A 17,880-nucleotide genomic window follows, 5' to 3' on the forward strand; every position below is an offset into this window, starting at 1 on the left:
GCATGTTGATGAGTTTGCAGTCATCGCGCGATTACGACGTCGTCATTGTCGGCGGCGGTGCCGCCGGCACGGCCGCCGCCCTGACCCTGGCCCGCTACACGGGCTTGCGCATCGCCTTGCTGGAAAAACAGCTGTTCGACGATTACCGGGCGGGCGAAACGGTCTCGTCGTCGATCTTTTCGATGCTGGACTTTCTGGGCGTGGGCCGCGACTTGCTGGATGGCGCCCAGCTGCCCGCGTTTTCCCACGCGGCCGCGTGGGGCAGCGCGGAACTGATGTCGCGCGACGCCGTCTTCAGCAGCCATGGCCACGGCTTGCACCTGGATCGCCGGCAGTACGACGCCATCCTGCTGGAGCAGGCGCGCCAGGCGGGCGTCGAGCTGTTGCGCCCCGCGCAACTGGTGCAACTGGAACACGGCGACCCATGGCGCTTGCGCGTGGCGGCCGGCGGCCAGGAAGCGGACCTGACGGCCCGCTACCTGATCGACTGCAGCGGCAAGCAGGCGGCCATCGTGCGCCAGCGCAAGCGCCCCCTCCACACGGAAGATTCGCTGGTGGCGCTGTACGCCTATTATCAGTTGCAAGAACCGCAATTCCTGCCGCACCGCACCCTGGTGGAAACGACGGAAAACGGCTGGTATTACGCGGCGCCCCTGCCCGGCGACCGCGTGGCGCTGGCCTTCATCACGGATGCCGACATCCTCAAGCGCCTGCGGCTGAAGGAGGAGGCGCCCTGGCGCGACGCCGGCATGCGCACGCAGCACGTGCGCGATATCGTGCCGCGCCTGCCCGCGCCGCGCGCCCTGCGCCACTACGCCATCCACAGCCGGGTGGCCTCGCTGCCGGCGGACGAGAACTGGACGGCGGCGGGCGACGCGGCCGCCTGCTTCGATCCGATCTCTTCGCTGGGCATCGGCCAGGCCATGGCCTCGGGCATCCATGCGGCGCGGGTGGCGGAAGCCTACCTGGCGGGCGAGCGCGACATGGCGGCCGGCTACCGGCGCAGCGTCTTCGCCTCGTTCGAAACCTATCTGCGGATGCGGCGCGGCTTCTACGGGGCCGAGCAGCGCTGGCAGGAGGCGCCATTCTGGCAGCGCCGGGCCGCGTCCTGATGCCGCTGGCGGAAAAGTGAGCCAAATCAAGAGAGCGCATGCCCACAGCCCGTTTCCCGGCGAATTTCAGCCCGATCTTGCCAACCGCACTATAATGTCGGCATCGCGTGCGGCAGCAATGGCGGCGATAGACGGTAACAATTTCGTGTGGAGGCCAGTACAATAGCGTCTGGGCCTACACAGGGTTTCACTTTTGCCAGCAGTTGCCAGCAACTAACCATTTTTTTGACCAGCCAACAAATACTATGAGTTCGATGAATGAAGAGCGCGTTTTAAGCGTGCACCACTGGACGGATACCCTGTTCTCCTTTACCACCACGCGCGACCCGTCGCTGCGTTTCTCGAATGGCCACTTCACCATGATCGGCCTGCGCGTCGATGGCAAGCCATTGCTGCGCGCCTACAGTATCGCCAGCGCCAATTACGAAGACCACCTGGAATTCTTCAGCATCAAGGTGCCGGGCGGCCCCCTGACGTCGCGTTTGCAGCACTTGCAAGTGGGCGACACCGTCATCGTCGGCCGTAAGCCGACCGGCACCCTGGTCTCCGACTACCTGCTGCCGGGCAAGCGCCTGTACATGCTGTCGACGGGCACGGGCCTGGCCCCTTTCCTCAGCATCGTGCGCGATCCGGACATCTACGAGCGTTTCGACGAATTGATCCTCGTGCACGGCGTGCGCCAGGTCGACGAGCTGGCTTACCACGACTTGCTGGAAGAACACCTGCCGAAGCATGAGTTCCTGGGCGAAATGGTCAGCGACAAGCTGCGCTACTACCCGACCGTGACGCGCGAAGACTTCCGCAACATGGGCCGCATCACGGAACTGATCGAGAACGGCAAGCTGGCCGAAGACCTGGGCGTGCCGGCGCTGAACCCTGCCGAAGACCGCGTCATGATCTGCGGCAGTTCGGACATGCTGCGCGACCTGAAAGAAATGCTGGAAGCGCGTGGCTTCAAGGAAGGCAATACCTCGACGCCTGGCGACTTCGTTGTCGAGCGCGCATTCGCCGAGAAGTAATCCAGAGCACATCCGCAGCAAATTCAGGGGCCCGGCCCCGCCGCTTCCCGCGGCGGCGCCGGGCCTTCTTCATTGGCGGCCGCGCTGGTACTGCAAGCCATTCATGAAGCGCTGCACGGGCTGAAAGGCGCCGCTGAGGATATCGTCGTGCGCGGCGTAATAGCGCGTTTCGATCTTCAGCAGGCCCAGCACGGTCGCATCGAGCTTGTCCGTCTGATACGGCCGGCTTTCCAGCGCGGCGCGCGCGGCCGTCGACTGCGGCGCCTGCTGGTTATCCCAGATCAACATGGGAATTTCATAGCCGCTCTTGTCCGATGCGGAATGGCCCGCGTGATTGCGGCTGTAGCCCACTTCCTGCCCATGGTCGGAGACGAACAGCAGCGAGGCGGCGCGGCCGGTCTTGGCTTGCTCCGCCATGCCGATCAGGGTGCCCAGCACGTAATCGCCGTAGCGGATGGCGTTGTCGTACTCGTCGCGCTGGTTGCGTATCCAGCTGGACCTGCCCTGGCTGGCCATCTGCGCGCTGACGGCGTCCTGCGCCCGGTCGAAATGGGCAAAGCGGCGGGGATAGCGCATGTCATAGCTGGGATGCGCGCCCAGCAAGTGCACGACGATGAGCTTTTTCGGCGCCGCGTCGCGCAGCGCGTGGGCGAATGGCTGGAACAGGTTGCCATCAAAATTGTTTTCGCCGCGGCCGGTGCCGTAGTTGATGAAGTCGCTTTCATCGGCCTCGCCCGCCAGCAGCCCGATCCAGCCATCGTTGCGCGTCTGGTTCGAGACCCAGAACGTCTTGTAGCCGGCCGCCTCGGCCAGCATCAGCAGATTCGGCTTGGCCATCCACGCATCGGGGTTGCCGATATCGGCCGGCGTCAGCATCGTCATCATCGATTCCACCGTGCTGGCGGCCGGCGAAATGACGTCGTTGAAGACCAGCAGCTTAGCCCGCATGGCGTCGAGCCGGGGCGTGGTGGCGCGCGGATAACCGTACAGCGACATCGAGGCGCGGTTGGTGCTTTCGCCGATCACGAGGATGACGGTGCGGGCGTCCTCGCCCGCATAGCGCACGTTCCAGTCGCGCGGCGCGGCCATGGCCGCCGTCAGCGCGTGCTGCATCGCTTTCATCGCGTCCAGCTGCGCGCTGTACTGCTGGTAGCGCAAGGGCCAGAACAGGGCCGGATTTTCGCGCCGCATGGTGGTGTTGACGTGCAGCAGCACGAGAAACACGGCCATGCCGGCGGCAAAGGCTTTGTGCGGCAGGCCCGGCGCGCTGCTGGCGCGCGCGCCCTGCCAGCGCAGCAGCTGGCGGTCGGCCAGCAGCACGGCCGCCGTCACGAGCACAAACCAGCCGGCCGCTTGCGCCAGGGCGACGCTGTTGTGCAGAAAAAATTCTCCCGTTTCCGCTTGATCTGTCGCAAACATGGCCTGTAAAACGGCATTGGGATTGGGCCGCATGCCAAAATAGCCACGCAAAAACCCCTTGATGGCGGCATCGAGGTAAAACACGGGCACGACGACGCGCAGCAGCACGGTGACCGCGCTGGCGCCGGCATTGCCGCGCCACGCCTGCAGCACGCCGCCCCCGCCCAGCAGAAAGGCCACCAGCAAGACGCTCAATTTCAGGCATTCGTTCGCGCTTAACTGATCGAAGAGGAAAAACAGCAGCAGGCCAGCAATGCTGAGCAGGACACGGCAAAACAGAATCAGCATGGAAGCGATGGGTAACAGGCATTCAAGGGGGGCGGGCGAGCGATTGTAGCGCAGTCTATTGCAACTTGTATCATTATTTCCTGCGCGCTTATGATGCAGGCGCGCTCCTGACAGAAATTGTCAGTGCTTTTCATTATGCTTTCGTCACGAGCAGGCCAGCCAGCCTGTATTCATATTGATATCTCCACCTGCGACAGGACTTTTTCATGACACGTGCCATCACCATACTGACCGAGAATTTTGCCGATTGGGAAACCGCCCTGATCAACTCCACGGCGCGTCTGTACTACGGCTTCTACACGCAGTTCGCCACGCCGGGCGGCTTGCCCGTCACCTCGTCCGGCGGCATGCTGGTCACGCCGCAACTGGCGCTGGAAGCCATTTCGCTCGAGGAACTCGACTTGCTGATGGTGTGCGGCGGCAGCCACTGGCAAAGCGGCAAGGCGCCCGACCTGGGTCCGTTGCTGCGCGCCGCGCGCGACAAGGGCGTGGTGCTGGCCGGCATTTGCGACGGCACGCGCGTGCTGGCGCAGGCGGGCGTGCTCGACACCGTGCGCCATACGTCCAACGGCGCCGCCAACCTGATGGACACCGGCTATGCGGGCGCCGCCCTGTACCAGGACGTGCCGTGGGCCGTGGCCGACCAGCGCGTCGTCACGGCACCGGGCACGGCGCCCGTCAGTTTTACGCGGGAAGTGCTGCGCAGCCTGGGCATCGCCGACGACAACCTGACGGCTTACCTGGCCATGCACGGGTCCGAGCACGGCCAGGCCGCTGCGGCGCGCTAATCGGTGGCCAGCACGCGCAGGCGCGCCACGGCGTGCGTGTTGCCCGGATCCAGCTCCAGCGAACGGCGGTAATGCGTGACGGCCAGCGCCGGCACGCCATCGGCCTCGTACGCTTCGGCCAGGCTGTCGTGGCCATTCGCCCCTTGCGGATACAGTTGCACGCCCAGCTGGAAGACGGCGACCGCCTGTTTCGGCTGCTGCCGGCCCAGCAGGCGGTAGCCCCAGGCATTCAAGTCGTCTTCGGCGGGTTCAGGCAATCCATGCTGGCGCCGGATGGCGGCCAGTTTCTGTTCCAGCCCGTCAAAGCCGGTACTGGCCGCCTTGTTGCGCAATAAATGCGCGGCATACGCGCCGCCCCGCTGCTGGCGCAGGGCGGGAAGGTAAAAGCCGGCGACGGTGTCGATCAGCTGCTCCGGCTGGCCGCCAGCCAGGTTGCTGAGGATAATGACGGCCAGGCCATCGTCCGGATACACATAGAAGGCCGAGCGGCCGCCGCCGATGCCGGCCACGGCGCGGTGCGCAGCGCGACCGATGCTGGGCCAGCCCAGCGCCCACGGCGCCGGCTTGCCGTCGTTCAAGCTGGTCGGCTGCCACAGCCGTTCCACACTGGCGGGCGCCAGCAAGCGCCCCGATTGCAGCGCGATGAGCCAGTTGGCCAGTTCGCCCGCATTGCTGTTGATGCCGGCGCCGGCGCGCATGAAGACGGGAAAGTCCTCGATCACGTTGCGGTAGCTGTTGACGCCCCGGTCCAGCACGTAGGAACTGGCCTTGCCCACGACCACGTCCTTCGCATCGCCAAAACCGCTGTGCGGCATGCCCGCCACGCCGAACTGCCGGCGCTGGATGAAGCTGGTAAAGGGCTGGCCGCCCTGCTGCTCGATCAATTGCGCCAGCAACACGTAATTGGTCTGGTTGTAGCGGTAGCGCTGGCCAGGCGGCGCTTCCACGGGCAGCGCCTGCACGGCCGTCCACGCCGCGTCGGCATCGTCCGGCTGCGCCCCCACCAGCTTGCCGCTGCGCTGGTCCAGCACGTCGGGCAAGCCGGAGGTATGGTTGAGCAATTGCGTCACCGTCACGGCTTGCCAGGCTACAGGCAGCCCCGTCAGGTACTGGCCGATGGGCGCGGCCAGGTCGACCTTGCCCTCTTGCACCAGCTGCATCACGGCCACGCCCGCAAACGCCTTGGTGGCCGAGTTGATGGAAAACAGGCTGGCGTCCGTCACCGGCACCTGGTATTGCAGGCTGGCCAGGCCGAAATTGCGCTTCAGCACGACCTTGCCGTGCTGGATCACGGCTAGTTGCAGCCCAGGAATCTGGCGCTCCCGCATTTCGCTGCGCACAAAGGCGGCGATGTCCTGTTCCGCGCGCGATGCCTGGGATGGGCTGGCGGGGGCGGCAGTGGCGAGCGAGGTGACGGGAGCTGCCACGGCGGCAAGCGCCATGACGAGCAGGACGGACGGGAGACGTGGCTTCAAGATGCGGCTTTCGACGAGAGAAAACGGAACCGCAGCATCCCATACCTATTTATTAACGTCAACGACAATCTTGCCTGTAAGAAAGTTACTCTTCCAGCCACACGTCCTCGTAGCCTTCGAGGTCGAGGATGAACTTGGCGCCGCTGGGCAAGGCCAGGTAATCGACCACCTGCGGCAGCATCTCGTGCAGGTGCTCCGCATGCAGGGCCTGGTAAAAGCCGCTGGCGTCATCGTGTTCGCCGCAGTGGATGAACCAGCTGATGGTGCCGTTTTCCGGCAGCACGATGCGCGTGCCGTAGATGGGCGACTGCGCCAGGCTGCCGATGGCCAGGGCCACCATGGGTTCGGGCGCCTGCGCCGGCAAGCCGAATTTGTCGCAGATGCGCTGCTGTGTTTCGCTGATCAGTTCAGTCATGGTGCTCTCAGGATCCGATGTATCGGTAATGCAGGCGCAGCGCGCCATCGTGGCCGGACATTTCCAGGTGCAAGATCGCTTCGCCCGGCTTGCCGTCGGCCAGCAGCAGGCATTCCAGGCCCAGCGGGCCGGCGTCGGTGGCATACACGTCGACGCCGGGACGGCCGCCCTTGCCCGGCACAAACGCTTGCGCGAGCGGCGCCAGGGACAGGGCCGCTGCCCGCGCAAAATAACTGTCGAGCATGTCGACGATCTCCGCGGCCACGGCCGGCGACAGGCCCCAGTCGCGTTGCAGCGCAACAGGATCGCGCCGATCGAGCGTTTGCACGAAGGCCGCGGCCTGCGCGTATGCCAGCTGCCGCAGGCTGTCGGTAACCGCCATTTCCATAGAGTGACTCCTGCCTTATCCATTCAACAGGCGCCATTATAGTGCCTCGCCGCGGCCGTGGTCGATCCGTTTCGCATTCATAATCAAACGGCCCACCCCTTATTTAAAGCGCCATTTTATTATCTACCGCACCGCAATAATATAAATGAACCGCGTGATATTTGGTGAGTATCCTGGAAATATAATCGCGAATACGATTCAATTCGAGTTGACGCCTATTTATTCCGGCGCTAATATCGAATGGCCATATACCATGGCATACAGCGCAAGCAGTACTTAACCATCACAAGAGGATAGTACAATGCAAAACCAAACCAAATTGTTCGCGTTCAAGCTGGCTGAGAAACAGGTAGAAAAACAAGCGGCGCCCGCCACCGTCTGGAAAGTGCGCGACGGCGTCGCCGTTGCCGGCTGCACCGCGGTCGGCACCAATGATCAATATCGCGACTCTTCGCGCCTCAAGCCGAACGACAGCGGCCAGTATTGCTGATTCCCGGCACGCCATAACCCCGCCGGGCGCGGGGCTTGCCTATATTCTCCCGTATTCAAACTGGCGCCGTGCGGCGCGGCTTTTCCGCGCGCGATGAATATATCAACGCCTTTCAATTGGAGATTCCATTTTTTAAAAGTAGCTATAGGCAAAAATCGAAACACCACCATTAATAGAGGATCTCATGCACGATAAAAAAGAAACCAAGCTGTTTGCTTTCAAACTGGCGGAAAAGGAGGCAGGCAAGGAAGTCAAGCAACCATGGCAGGTGCGCGATGGCGTAGCCGTGGCCGGCTGCACGTATTACGGCGATCCGGAAGATTACAATCTGCGCGACAGTTCGCGCTTTGCGCCCAACGATACGGGCGTGTATTGCTGATACCGTAGCCAACTGAAGGCCTTGCCACGGCAAGGCCTTTTATTTTCCTTCGCCGCAGGCCCCTGAATGCATAAAAAGGTATTAATTATCAGCCATAGCGGCGATTTGCATGCCGACCTGGTTTCCCGGATCCTGGCCGCCCGCGGCCATGCCCCCTTCCGTATCGACCTCGATGCCTTCCCCCGCGATTACCAGCTGTGCCAGCGCCTGCTGGGCGGCCAGGCCAGCGCGCGCCTGCGCCGCCTGCCCGACGGCGACTGGCTGGACCTGCGCCAGGTAGGCGCCGTCTGGCTGCGCAAGCCGGCCGACTATGCCTACGCCAGCGGCGACCTGACACAGCAGGAGCGCGCCTACGCGCGGCTGGAAACGGAGCAAGCCATCTTCAGCGTGCTGTACACGCTCGATTGCTACTGGCTCAGCCATCCGCTGGCCCTGCGCGGCGCGCAATGGAAGGGCGAACAGCTGGAACGGGCCGCGCGCATGGGCTTTCGCGTGCCCGCCACCGTGATCAGCAACGTGCCCGACGACGTGCGCGCTTTCCGCGCCGCCGTTGGCGGGCCCATCATTTTCAAGAGCATGTCCACGCCGAGCCTGGCGGCCGAAGCCGTCGAGGATGCAGACAGGGTCAACGCGGGTATCGGCACCACCGTCGTCGACGACGCCATGCTCGACAGCCTGGACGCCGTCGGCGAACTGAGCTGCCAGTTCCAGGAATATATCGCCAAGCAATACGAACTGCGCATCACCGTGATAGGCCAGAAACTGTTTGCCGCCCGCCTGTATTCCCAGGACGATGCGCGCACGGCCATCGATTCGCGCGACATGTCGGCGCCCATCCGCTATGAGGCGACCACCTTGCCGGACGAGATACACCAGCGCTGCCTCGCTTTCGTGCACAGCTATGGTCTCGAGTACGGCGCGCTGGACCTGATCGTCACGCCCGAGGGCGAGTATGTTTTCCTGGAAAACAATCCTGTCGGGCAATTTTTATATGTGCAACAACTGCTGCCCGCCCTGCCCCTGCTGGAAAGCGTTGCCGATACCCTGATCGAAGGAGCCGTATGCCACAGCCAGACCTGACCCTGCTGCCGGCGCAGCTGCGCGCACTGGAGCAGGCGCGCGACAGCCGCGCCATCGTCCTGGCCGCCTCGCACTTGGACATGGAACTGCTGCCCGCCCTGTACCAGCTGTGCCAGGGCATCGGCCCCGTGGCGCGCCTCGACGTGGTGCTGCACGGACGGGGCGGCATCGTCAACGCGGCGCGCCGCATCGCCCTGCTGCTGCGCCAGCATGCGCGCCACCTGAGCTTTATCGTGCCCTTCCACTGCCAGTCGGCCGCCACCCTGCTGGCCCTGGGCGCCGACGAAATCATCGCCGGCGACCTGGCCCTGTTCTCGCCCATCGACCCGCAGCTCGACGGCGTGGACGGCGGCTCAATGTCCAGCCTGGACATCAAGGTCTTCGGCGACATGGCGCAGCAGTGGTTCGGCGTCGATGCCGGCGAAGCGCGCCAGCAATCCTTGTCCCTGCTGTGCGGCAGCATCTTTCCCCCGTCCCTGACGGCCTTTTACCGCACCACGCTGGAACTGGCGCAGATCGGCGAGGAATTGCTGGCGTGGCAATTGCCCGATGCCACGCCAGAGGCGCGGCGCGCCATCGTCGCGCAACTGGTGACCGGATACCACTCGCACAACTATGCCCTGACGCGCGAAGAGCTGGCCCAGCTGGGGCTGAACATGGCGCGCGATGCCCAGGCTGAACGGCTGGGCTGGGCCATCTCGGTCCAGTTGCAATCGAGCATAGGCGGCGCCCTGCGCAGCGCGCCCGACGAGGCGTGGAACGATGCGCTGCTGGCCTCGCGCGACGGCGTGCAGCTGCGGCGCCAGCGTCCGGGCGGCTTCGCGCCCCTGTGGACTACGCAAGCGCAGCCGCCATGCTGACGGCATTGCTATCTGATACTGCGCGCTGCTGCATCGCCTTGCTGCTGTTGGCGGCCGGGGTGGGCAAGCTGCGCAGCTATGCTGCCTTCCGCGGCAACCTGGCCACCTCGTTCGGCCTGCCGCCCGCCGCCGCTGCCTGGGCCGCGCCAGCCCTGGTCACGGCCGAACTGCTGCTGGCGGGCTGGATATTGGCCGGCGGCACGCATCTGCCGATGCTGCTGTCGCTATTGCTGCTCAGTACCCTCACCGCCGTGCTGGCCTGGCGCTACTTCACGCACAGCGTGGTGCGCTGCAGCTGCTTCGGCGAAGCGGCGCGGCCCGTGTCGCACTACGACCTGCTGCGCAATGCGCTGGCGGTCGGGATCAACGGCGCCTACTGTGCGCTGGCGCAGGAAACGGCCTTGCCCGTGGCCACCACTGTATTGGCAGCCGGCCTGGCCGCCATCGCCTGCGTGGCCATCATTTCCCTGCACAACATCGCCACCCTGGCAAAGGCGGACTGATGGATGCCACCACATTGCAACTGGTGCTGGCGGCGCTGGCGTTCGCCATCGCCGGCAATCTCTGGCTGAGCCTGGCCGTGCTGCGCGCCAGCCGCCGCGAAAGGCTGGCGCCCATGGCGCTGGCGCCGGGCCAGCCACTGCCTGCCGTGCAAGCCCGCCCGCTGGCCGGCGGCGCGCGTTTCCAGCCGGGTGCCCCCGGCCAGGCGGCCGTGCTGCTGTTCCTCGCCAGCCGCTGCCCGAAATGCGCGGAAAAGCTGGCCGGCATCGAACGGCTGCTGCCGCTGGCGCGGGATGCAGGCCTGGCCGTGTGGCTGCTCAGCGAGGAAGCGCCGCGCCGCCTGCGCGCCTTCCTGCCCGACGGCCCCTTGCGGGCGGCGGCGGCACGCGTCAGCCTGCGCGACTACCGGCGCCTGAATCCGCTGATGAGCTCTCCATCCTATCTTTTTGTCAACCATGAGGGCATGCTTGAGGCGAGCGGCCTGATCGGCGACGAAGACTGGCTGGCCCTGGCGCAGCAGCTGGAACAGGAAGCACGTCCCGAGGAGCAGGCGGCATGAATGCCGCTCCCCACCTGGAACGCCTGCGCCTGCTGTACCCCGTGCGCTGGCGCATCGCCGCCGGCCTGCTGTGCATGGCCCTCACCGTGGGCGCGCAGCTGGCCTTTCCGCAAGCCATCGCGTATTTCATCGACCACGTGGCGGAACTGACCCGGCGCGGCATCACGCCGGGCATGGCGGCCGCCATGCTGGCCTTCAGCGTGCTGTATGCGCTGGCCTCGGCCGCCCGCTTCTACCTGCTGCAGTCAAGCGGCCACATGGTCGTCATGGGCGTGCGCCGGCGCCTGTTCGACGTGGTGATCAACCAGCCCATCGCCTTCTTCGACAAGCACCATGGCGGCGAGCTGAACAGTCGGCTCACGTCCGACGTGTCGGCCCTGCACGAAAGCCTGACCATCGGCGCGGCCAATGCCCTGCGCTCGCTGTGCGTGTTTCTGGGCGGCATCGCCATGCTGCTGCAGCTGTCACCCATGCTGAGCCTGCCGCTGGCCCTGTTCATTCCCATCAGCCTGTATTTCGGCAAGTTATCAGGCAGCAATTACCGGCTGCGTTCGCGGGCCATTTCCGCCAGCCTGGCCGCCAGCGGCAAGGTGGCGCAGGAATATTTCGCCCATGCGCGCCTGGTGCAGGCCTTCAACCAGCAAGGCGGCGCCATGGCCCGCTATGCGCAAGCCATGCGGCAACTGCTCGACGTGTCGCTGGCCGGCACGCGGCTGCTGGCCGTGTTCCAGGGCGCGCAGGGGCTGCTGGCCTTCGTGGCCCTGCTGACCACCCTGTGCTTCGGCGCCCACCTGATCGGCCAGGGCCAGCTGACGGTGGGCCAGCTGACGGCCTTCGTCATCTATGCCAGCATGGTGACGGACACGGCCGGCTCCATCAGCGAATTCTGGAACACCTGGATGCGCACCATGGGCTCGACCGACCGCATCTTCGAGATCCTGCGCAGCCACCGTCCCGTGCCCGACGCGGCGCCGCAGCCGCCGCTGGCCGGCCATATCGCGCTGCGCGATGTGCGCTTTTCCTACCCCGAGCGGATGCAGGCGACGGCCCTCGACGGCGTCAGCCTGTCCATCCGGGCCGGGGAAAAGATCGCGCTGGTGGGCGCCTCAGGCGCGGGCAAGTCCACCATCGCCAGCCTGGTGCTGGGCCACTACCAGCCCGGGGCCGGCAGCCTGCTGTTCGACGGCATCGATGCGCGCGTGCTGGGCGTGACGCAGCTGCGGCGCCAGATGGCCGTGGTGGAGCAGGAACCGGCCCTGTTTTCCGGCAGCATCGCGGACAATATCGCCTTTGCCGTGCCGGACCGCCAGGTGACGCGCGACGAAATGCTGGCGGCGGCGCGCCTGGCGCACGCGCACGACTTCATCGAGGCGTTTCCGGATGGCTACGACACCGTGGTGGGCGAACGGGGCGTGCAATTGTCCGGCGGACAGAAGCAGCGTATCGCGATTGCCCGCGCCATCCTGCGCACGCCGAAAATCCTGATTCTGGACGAAGCCACCAGCGCGCTCGACGCGGCCAGCGAACAGCTGGTGCAGCGCGCGCTCGATACCTTGATGCAAGGGCGCACCACCATCATCATCGCCCACCGCTTTTCCACCATCGTCAAGGCCGACCGCATCATCGTCATGGACAAGGGCCGGATTTGCCAGCAAGGCACGCATGCCGAGCTGCTGCGCGCGGGCGGACAGTATGCGCGGCTGATGCAGCAGCAACTGTCGCAATTCCAGCAGTTGCATGACAGTACGGCAACCCTGTAGAGTGGGCACGATGAAAAAAACCTACCATGGCAGCTGCCACTGCGGCACCGTGCGCTTCGCGGCCGAGATCGACCTGGCGGCCCCCAGCCTGCGCTGCAACTGTTCCTATTGCCTGAAGATCCGCTGCTGGGCCAGCCAGGTACCGCCCGCTGACTTCCGCTTGCTGGCCGGCGAGGAGGCCTTGAGCGAATACCGCTTCGGCGCCGGCCGCGAACGCCACTATTTTTGCCGCCACTGCGGGGTGCGCCCGTTTGGCCGCGGCGATTCGCCCCGCAGCGGCCCGTTTGTCGGCATCGGCGTGAACTGCCTCGACGATGCGGCGGTGGCCGAACTGGCCCGGGCGCCCGTCACCTTTGTCGATGGCTGGCATGACGACTGGGACACGCCGCCGCAGGAAACGCGGCATCTGTAATCATGAAACTAAGAAATGGTTGTCAGCTACCACGGAGTTTTCCTACGTGGCGGCAAGGAGTGTCCCTATGGTTAAGCCCGACGCGGGCGGCGAGAATCGTCGCAACGGTGCCGCACGGCGCCGGAGCGCAGGCAGGAGCATCCGCCCCAATGTCGGACCGGATGATGACGCAGACTAACCATAGGGGAATGACCATGACTTCGAACAGCAACGACAAATCCGGCAGCCAATCGGACAAACAACAATCGGGCAGCCAACAGTCGGACAAACAGTCCGGCAGCCGCCAATCGTCGGGCGGCACCCAGGGCGGCACGCACGAGCAGCATGTGGAAGCGGGCCGCCAAAGCCACAAGAATGACGGCGACAGGCAATCGGGTTCGCAGCAGTCGGGCCAGCAATCGGGCCAAGGCAGGAGCGGCAGCGGCAGCGAACAATCGGGTTCCGGCTCCGGTTCTCGGGGCGGCACGCACGAGCAGCACGTGGAAGCGGGACGTCAAAGCCACAAGAATGACGACAAATCCTGATTCCCGGGCAGTGTGATTGCCGGCAAGTCAGCCGGTCATCCGTAGCAGCATGGACCGGTGCGGCGTGGCCGTGCCGCTCCATGGGTGTGCTACGGCCGCCCCGCTATTTTGCACCCGCCCACACAGATGGCGCGCGAAAGGCCGTTGTCTGGATCGGCATTCTGGGCGATAATTACGCCCATGAACGATACCACTACCTTACCCCCATTGCCCGATCGCCTGTCGATCGACCCGAGCAGCCCTTACCACGTTGCAGCCGTGTTCGAGAACGACGTCGGCATCCGCTTCAACGACAAGGAACGTCTTGACGTGGAAGAATATTGCATCAGCGAACGCTGGATCAAGGTCGCATCCACCAAGTCCCTCGACCGCCGCGGCCGTCCGCTGCAGATCAAGCTGAAAGGCAAAGTCGAAGCGTTTTACCGCTAAGCGCAGCTGTTCGCTCCCATCGAGGCCGATTTTCATCGGCCTTTTTTGCGTCCGCCGCTTTCCGCTCAGGCAGTGCTGGTGACCAGTCCGGCCGCGGCCGCCATGGGCAGCCACAGCATGGCGTCCGCCAGCACCTCGTCCGGCGCCCTGCCGCTGGACTGTGCCGCCCGCTGCGCGCACTGTGCCAGCGGCGCGCCGCCGGCCAGCGCCTGCAGGCAGTCAAACTGCCAGGGCTGCAGCTCGTGCATGGCAAGCCGGTAATGCATGCGCGAAATGGCCACGTAAGCGGGACTGGCCTGCGGCTGGGCCGGCACGGCAGCGTCCGGCGCGGCCTGCACCTGTTGCCAGAATGAACACAAGGGAAATGACAGGGCCAGCAGCCGCGTGCACGGCGTCAGGCGCCAGGCCGGCGCATTTCCCAACAACAACTCCAGGCCGGAAGGCAACAATGACGGCGCCCGTTTTTCCAGGCCCGGCGCCCTGCCCGCCTCGCTGCGCGCCCGCTCCAGCCGCGCCAGTTCGACGGGAAAGCGCAAGACGTCCCCCTGCGCGCCGGCGGCACCCTGGCTGGCGGCGAGAAAATCGGCAAAGCCGCCGCCCAGGTCGTACAAGGTCGGGGAAGCGGACGGGTGGCGCCAGACATAGGCGCGGGCAAAGAAGGCGAACAGCTCGTCGCCCATGACCTTGCGCAAGACGGGATAATCGGCCTGCAGGCATTCGAGCAGGCGCTGCACGTAGCCGTCCGCATGGATGTGCAGCGGCGCCGGCCCGCCCCGCGCCCGTTTCAGCACTTGCTCCTGCGTCAAGCCATGGCGCTCGCTGGCCAACTGCGCGCCACGCGCCGCGCCGCCCGGCGCCGTCATCGCCGTCAGGAACCACGCCTGCAATTGCGCCAGCGGTGCGTCCGCGCGCGCGTTGCCGTCGGCGCTACGGGGCATGGGCGGCCTCCAGGTGAAAGCCCAGCGGCGCCGGGACGGCGGCGGCAATCTTGGCCGTGGCGGGCGCCGCGTCGGCGAATTCTCCCCGCCCGGCCGCGCGCGCCTTGTCCAGTTCAGCCAGCAGCTGCGGATAGGGCGGAATGTCCGCATCCCATTCCAGCAGGGCCGACACGCCCCCCGTCAGCTGCTGCGCCAGCGCGTACAGGCGCCAGACGGCGGCCGGCACGGGAGCGTCATGCGTGTCGATCAGCATCGCGCCGCAGACGGTGGGTCCGGCCAGGTGGATCTGCACGATGTGGTCGTGCGGCAACTGGCGGATGTAGGCGGCCGCGTCATAGCCGTGGTTATGCGCGCTGACGTGGACATTGTTGACGTCGAGCAAGAGTCCGCAGCCCGTGTCCTCGGCCAGGCGGCCCAGGAATTCCCATTCCGGCATGCTGGACTGGGCAAACTCCACGTAGCTGCTGGGGTTTTCCAGGACCAGGGGACGGCCCAGGAATTCCTGCACTTGCCGCACCCTGCCCGCCACGTGGCGCAGGCTGGCCTCGTTCAGCGGCAAGGGCAGCAAATCGTGGCTGTTGAGCGAGGCGGCGCCCGTCCAGCACACATGGTCGGAAATCCACGCGGGGCGGATCTCGGCGGCCAGTTGGCGCAGCTTGCGCAGGTAGGCCAGGCTCAGGGGATCGCTGCTGCCGATCGACAGAGATACGCCATGCATGACGATGGGCACCTGCGCCGCCACCTGCTCGAGCACGTGGCGCGCATAGCCGTGGTTGTCGATGAAATTCTCGCTGATGATCTCGAACCAGTCCACTTGCGGACCGTGTTCCAGGATGTACGCGTAATGGGGCGGACGCAGCCCCACGCCCAGGCCCAGGTTCGGCAGGCCCAGGCGCGGAAGCGCCGCTGGCTTGACGGCCGCCATCAAGTCGACGGCGGCAAGGCCAGGCGCAGGTCGGTGGGCGCCGGCGGCGCGCCCACCGGCGTGCCGCGCGCCGCCATCACCTTGCCGTAGGCTTCCCAGGCCTTGTCGTAGACATTGTCGCCGAGGGCAAAACTCATGCTCTGGCCCAGCGGAATGCTGCGGTGCTCGGGCGCGGGACCGAAATCGTACAGGGTCATGGTGGCGGGTTCGGGCGGGTCCTTCTTCGTGGTGTTCGGATACAGCTGCGAGGCCGAAATCGGCACGGCGCAGCCGCCGAAGCCGCCGCATTTGTTGTCGCTGGGCGCGCTGTAGACTTGATCGTCCTGCGGCGGCGGTGGCGGCACGTAGCACTCGCTGCCAGGCGCCGCGGCAGCCTTGACCGAGTGGCCGCAGGACGAGCCGCCCGTGTCGGCCTGGGCAAAGCCGCAGCCGCCCTGGGCGTGGCAGCCGTTGGAGCCGCGGCAGGTGTGGTAGACGGCCAGCGCGGCGCAGGTGGACGACGCCTCGCCCTCCAGGTGCATGCCCTGGCAGGCGTGGTACAGCACGCCCTTCTCGACCAGCGGCACGCCCGTCGCCAGGTTCGGCGCTTGGCCCAGCACGGCCCAGCAGATGGCCATGCGGTCGCCCGCGCCCACCATCGACGGATACGGAAACTCCAGTTTCTGGTTCAGCCAGTACTTGTCCAGCACGGAAGTGATGCCATAGATGGCGCCCGTGGCCACCGTGCTCAGCATTTGCAGGGTGCCGCTGGCGTCCTTCAGGCGGTTCAGGGCGCCCGCCACGGCAGCCGGCGCAGGGATGTTCTTCGGCGCGGTGGCCGGATTGTAGCGCTCATTGGTCAGCATGGCCTCGCTCCAGCGCCCGCCTTCCTTGTGCCAGCCGGCCCAGGTCTGCACGGGCAGCATGGCCTTGACCTGGCCGAAGCGCTCGTAATGGTCGAACGGGGCGCTGTCGTGGCGCGCGGCCGCATCGCGCGATTCGGCCTCCTTGCCATTGTTCGCGTAGGACGGGTAATCGCACTTCAGGGCGGCCAGGTCTTCGCGGTAGTCGGGCTGCACGGCCATCAGGCGCTGCCCTGCGTCACGGCGGTAGCGCTGGATGGCCGTATCGCTGCCCTCGCCCTGGTCGGTGATGGCAGCCATCATGTCGATGGCCTTGTTGAACGAGCCCGTCTGGCCGCCATCCTGGTCCTGCGGGCCGAAGCAGGTGTCGAACTTGGGAAACTCGGCCCGCGCATGGCCCTGCACCTGGCTGTTGAACATGTCCTGCTGCACCGAGCCGTTGACGAACAGCTTGTGCCACAAGGTCTGGCCATCCGTGTATTCGATGCTGATGTAGCGCGCATAGCATTCATACATGTAGCCGATGGTGCCGAACAGGGGCAGATCATGCACGTGCTTGCCCGGCGTCCAGCCCACGAACGGTACCTCGGGGAAATATTTGGTGTGGTTGTGCGCGTCAAACTTCGCCAGCTGGGCGCGCGCCTGCTGTTCCGGCTGCTCGATGGCGAGGAACAGGTCGCACTGGTTGTCGTTCAGCTCTTCCAGGTTGACGCGCACGTGGCGGTAATCGGCCGTGTCCTGCAAGTCGACAATGTGCGGGATCAGCGTGCAGTCCTTGCCGTAGCAGGTCCAGCCGTGGTCCTGCGATTGCAGCTCCGAGCCCGTGAAGCATGGCGCCGTGCCGATGGCCGTGGCCAGGTTGGCCGCCATCTGCAGGTGCAGCATTTCCTGGATGAAGACGCTGAAGATGATATTGAAAGCCTTCTGCTCCTTCAGTTCGGGCCGCGCCGTGGTGCCCATGCCCGGCCACTGGCGGCCTTCGTAGTAGGTGATGCCTTTCGAGTTGATCTGGTGCGTGCCCTGGATCGAATACATGGTGGCCATGTACAGGGGAATCGTGAACAGCTCCACGCTGACGGCCGCCTGGGCGATGGCGCGCACGGCGGCAGTGTCGGTGGCCAGCATGTCGAGCGGACGGTTGCTGATGGCGGCCTGGGTGCTTCCTAAAACGGGCATTTTCATTCTGTCTCTCCACAGGAAGGATGCGTTTCGGATATCGGGCCGCGCCGCGCCATCTGCGTGCGCTGCTCACGGCACAGAAATCATACGCCTGAGAA

Annotated in this window: 20 protein-coding genes; 13 read left to right on the top strand and 7 right to left on the bottom strand. The window is 65.5% G+C overall.

What is annotated here, in order from left to right:
* Positions 1–8 precede the first annotated feature (8 nt).
* Entirely contained in the window at positions 9–1,112 is a 1,104-nt protein-coding gene (locus AC07VH_RS02675; protein WP_494786684.1) for a tryptophan 7-halogenase, read from the top strand.
* Positions 1,113–1,357: 245 nt separating this feature from the next.
* Positions 1,358–2,131, top strand: coding sequence for a ferredoxin--NADP reductase (locus tag AC07VH_RS02680; protein ID WP_035818959.1), 774 nt, complete (start codon positions 1,358–1,360; stop codon positions 2,129–2,131).
* A gap of 69 nt (positions 2,132–2,200) precedes the next feature.
* Here the strand turns inward: AC07VH_RS02680 and AC07VH_RS02685 are convergent, their stop codons facing one another.
* A complete protein-coding gene (locus AC07VH_RS02685; protein ID WP_494786685.1) occupies positions 2,201–3,838 on the bottom strand; it encodes a phosphoethanolamine transferase in 1,638 nt (545 codons plus the stop codon).
* A 206-nt stretch (positions 3,839–4,044) separates the two neighbouring features.
* Between AC07VH_RS02685 and AC07VH_RS02690 the strand changes: the two genes are divergently transcribed.
* Positions 4,045–4,626 (top strand): type 1 glutamine amidotransferase family protein, encoded by a 582-nt coding sequence (locus AC07VH_RS02690; RefSeq protein WP_494786686.1) that lies wholly within the window; start codon positions 4,045–4,047, stop codon positions 4,624–4,626.
* Here AC07VH_RS02690 and AC07VH_RS02695 read toward each other — a convergent pair.
* The 3 genes from AC07VH_RS02695 to AC07VH_RS02705 form a co-directional block, all read right to left on the bottom strand.
* Positions 4,623–6,101, bottom strand: coding sequence for a serine hydrolase domain-containing protein (locus AC07VH_RS02695; RefSeq protein WP_494786687.1), 1,479 nt, complete (start codon positions 6,099–6,101; stop codon positions 4,623–4,625). The two genes, AC07VH_RS02690 and AC07VH_RS02695, sit on opposite strands and share 4 nt — an antisense overlap.
* A gap of 85 nt (positions 6,102–6,186) precedes the next feature.
* A complete protein-coding gene (locus tag AC07VH_RS02700) occupies positions 6,187–6,516 on the bottom strand; it encodes an immunity protein Imm33 domain-containing protein (RefSeq protein ID WP_494786688.1) in 330 nt (109 codons plus the stop codon).
* Between the two features lie 7 nt (positions 6,517–6,523).
* Complete coding sequence (locus AC07VH_RS02705) at positions 6,524–6,904, bottom strand: hypothetical protein (protein ID WP_489627275.1); 381 nt, start codon at positions 6,902–6,904, stop codon at positions 6,524–6,526.
* A 301-nt stretch (positions 6,905–7,205) separates the two neighbouring features.
* Here AC07VH_RS02705 and AC07VH_RS02710 point away from each other — a divergent pair, with 301 nt between their 5' ends.
* From AC07VH_RS02710 to AC07VH_RS02755, 10 genes are all read left to right on the top strand, one after another.
* On the top strand, positions 7,206–7,394 hold the full coding sequence (locus AC07VH_RS02710) for a hypothetical protein (protein ID WP_475413800.1): 189 nt from the start codon (positions 7,206–7,208) through the stop codon (positions 7,392–7,394).
* 184 nt (positions 7,395–7,578) lie between these two features.
* Complete coding sequence (locus AC07VH_RS02715; protein WP_494786689.1) at positions 7,579–7,773, top strand: hypothetical protein; 195 nt, start codon at positions 7,579–7,581, stop codon at positions 7,771–7,773.
* A 66-nt stretch (positions 7,774–7,839) separates the two neighbouring features.
* Positions 7,840–8,853 carry an ATP-grasp domain-containing protein gene (locus tag AC07VH_RS02720; protein ID WP_494786690.1) on the top strand — a complete coding sequence of 338 codons (1,014 nt, stop codon included), beginning with the start codon at positions 7,840–7,842 and terminating at the stop codon, positions 8,851–8,853.
* Positions 8,835–9,713, top strand: coding sequence for an SDH family Clp fold serine proteinase (locus AC07VH_RS02725; RefSeq protein ID WP_494786691.1), 879 nt, complete (start codon positions 8,835–8,837; stop codon positions 9,711–9,713). The genes AC07VH_RS02720 and AC07VH_RS02725 overlap by 19 nt, the downstream gene beginning before the upstream one ends.
* On the top strand, positions 9,707–10,216 hold the full coding sequence (locus AC07VH_RS02730; RefSeq protein WP_494803967.1) for a MauE/DoxX family redox-associated membrane protein: 510 nt from the start codon (positions 9,707–9,709) through the stop codon (positions 10,214–10,216). The genes AC07VH_RS02725 and AC07VH_RS02730 overlap by 7 nt, the downstream gene beginning before the upstream one ends.
* Entirely contained in the window at positions 10,216–10,773 is a 558-nt protein-coding gene (locus AC07VH_RS02735) for a hypothetical protein (protein ID WP_494786693.1), read from the top strand. Before AC07VH_RS02730 ends, AC07VH_RS02735 begins: the two co-directional genes overlap by 1 nt.
* On the top strand, positions 10,770–12,533 hold the full coding sequence (locus AC07VH_RS02740) for an ABC transporter ATP-binding protein (protein WP_494786694.1): 1,764 nt from the start codon (positions 10,770–10,772) through the stop codon (positions 12,531–12,533). Before AC07VH_RS02735 ends, AC07VH_RS02740 begins: the two co-directional genes overlap by 4 nt.
* Positions 12,534–12,543: 10 nt before the next feature.
* On the top strand, positions 12,544–12,945 hold the full coding sequence (locus AC07VH_RS02745) for a GFA family protein (protein WP_494786695.1): 402 nt from the start codon (positions 12,544–12,546) through the stop codon (positions 12,943–12,945).
* Positions 12,946–13,139: 194 nt separating this feature from the next.
* A complete protein-coding gene (locus AC07VH_RS02750) occupies positions 13,140–13,469 on the top strand; it encodes a hypothetical protein (RefSeq protein ID WP_489627267.1) in 330 nt (109 codons plus the stop codon).
* A gap of 180 nt (positions 13,470–13,649) precedes the next feature.
* Positions 13,650–13,898, top strand: coding sequence for a DUF3297 family protein (locus tag AC07VH_RS02755; RefSeq protein ID WP_010398340.1), 249 nt, complete (start codon positions 13,650–13,652; stop codon positions 13,896–13,898).
* A 65-nt stretch (positions 13,899–13,963) separates the two neighbouring features.
* Here the strand turns inward: AC07VH_RS02755 and AC07VH_RS02760 are convergent, their stop codons facing one another.
* The 3 genes from AC07VH_RS02760 to AC07VH_RS02770 are packed head-to-tail and all read right to left on the bottom strand — an operon-like array spanning position 13,964 to position 17,785.
* Positions 13,964–14,836, bottom strand: coding sequence for an HvfC/BufC family peptide modification chaperone (locus AC07VH_RS02760; RefSeq protein ID WP_494786696.1), 873 nt, complete (start codon positions 14,834–14,836; stop codon positions 13,964–13,966).
* A complete protein-coding gene (gene bufB / locus AC07VH_RS02765) occupies positions 14,826–15,761 on the bottom strand; it encodes an MNIO family bufferin maturase (RefSeq protein ID WP_494787106.1) in 936 nt (311 codons plus the stop codon). The genes AC07VH_RS02760 and bufB overlap by 11 nt, the downstream gene beginning before the upstream one ends.
* Positions 15,761–17,785 (bottom strand): ferritin-like domain-containing protein, encoded by a 2,025-nt coding sequence (locus tag AC07VH_RS02770; RefSeq protein ID WP_494786697.1) that lies wholly within the window; start codon positions 17,783–17,785, stop codon positions 15,761–15,763. Before AC07VH_RS02770 ends, bufB begins: the two co-directional genes overlap by 1 nt.
* Positions 17,786–17,880: the final 95 nt, after the last annotated feature.

It is taken from the genome of Janthinobacterium sp. GW821-FHT03C10, assembly GCF_059420865.1.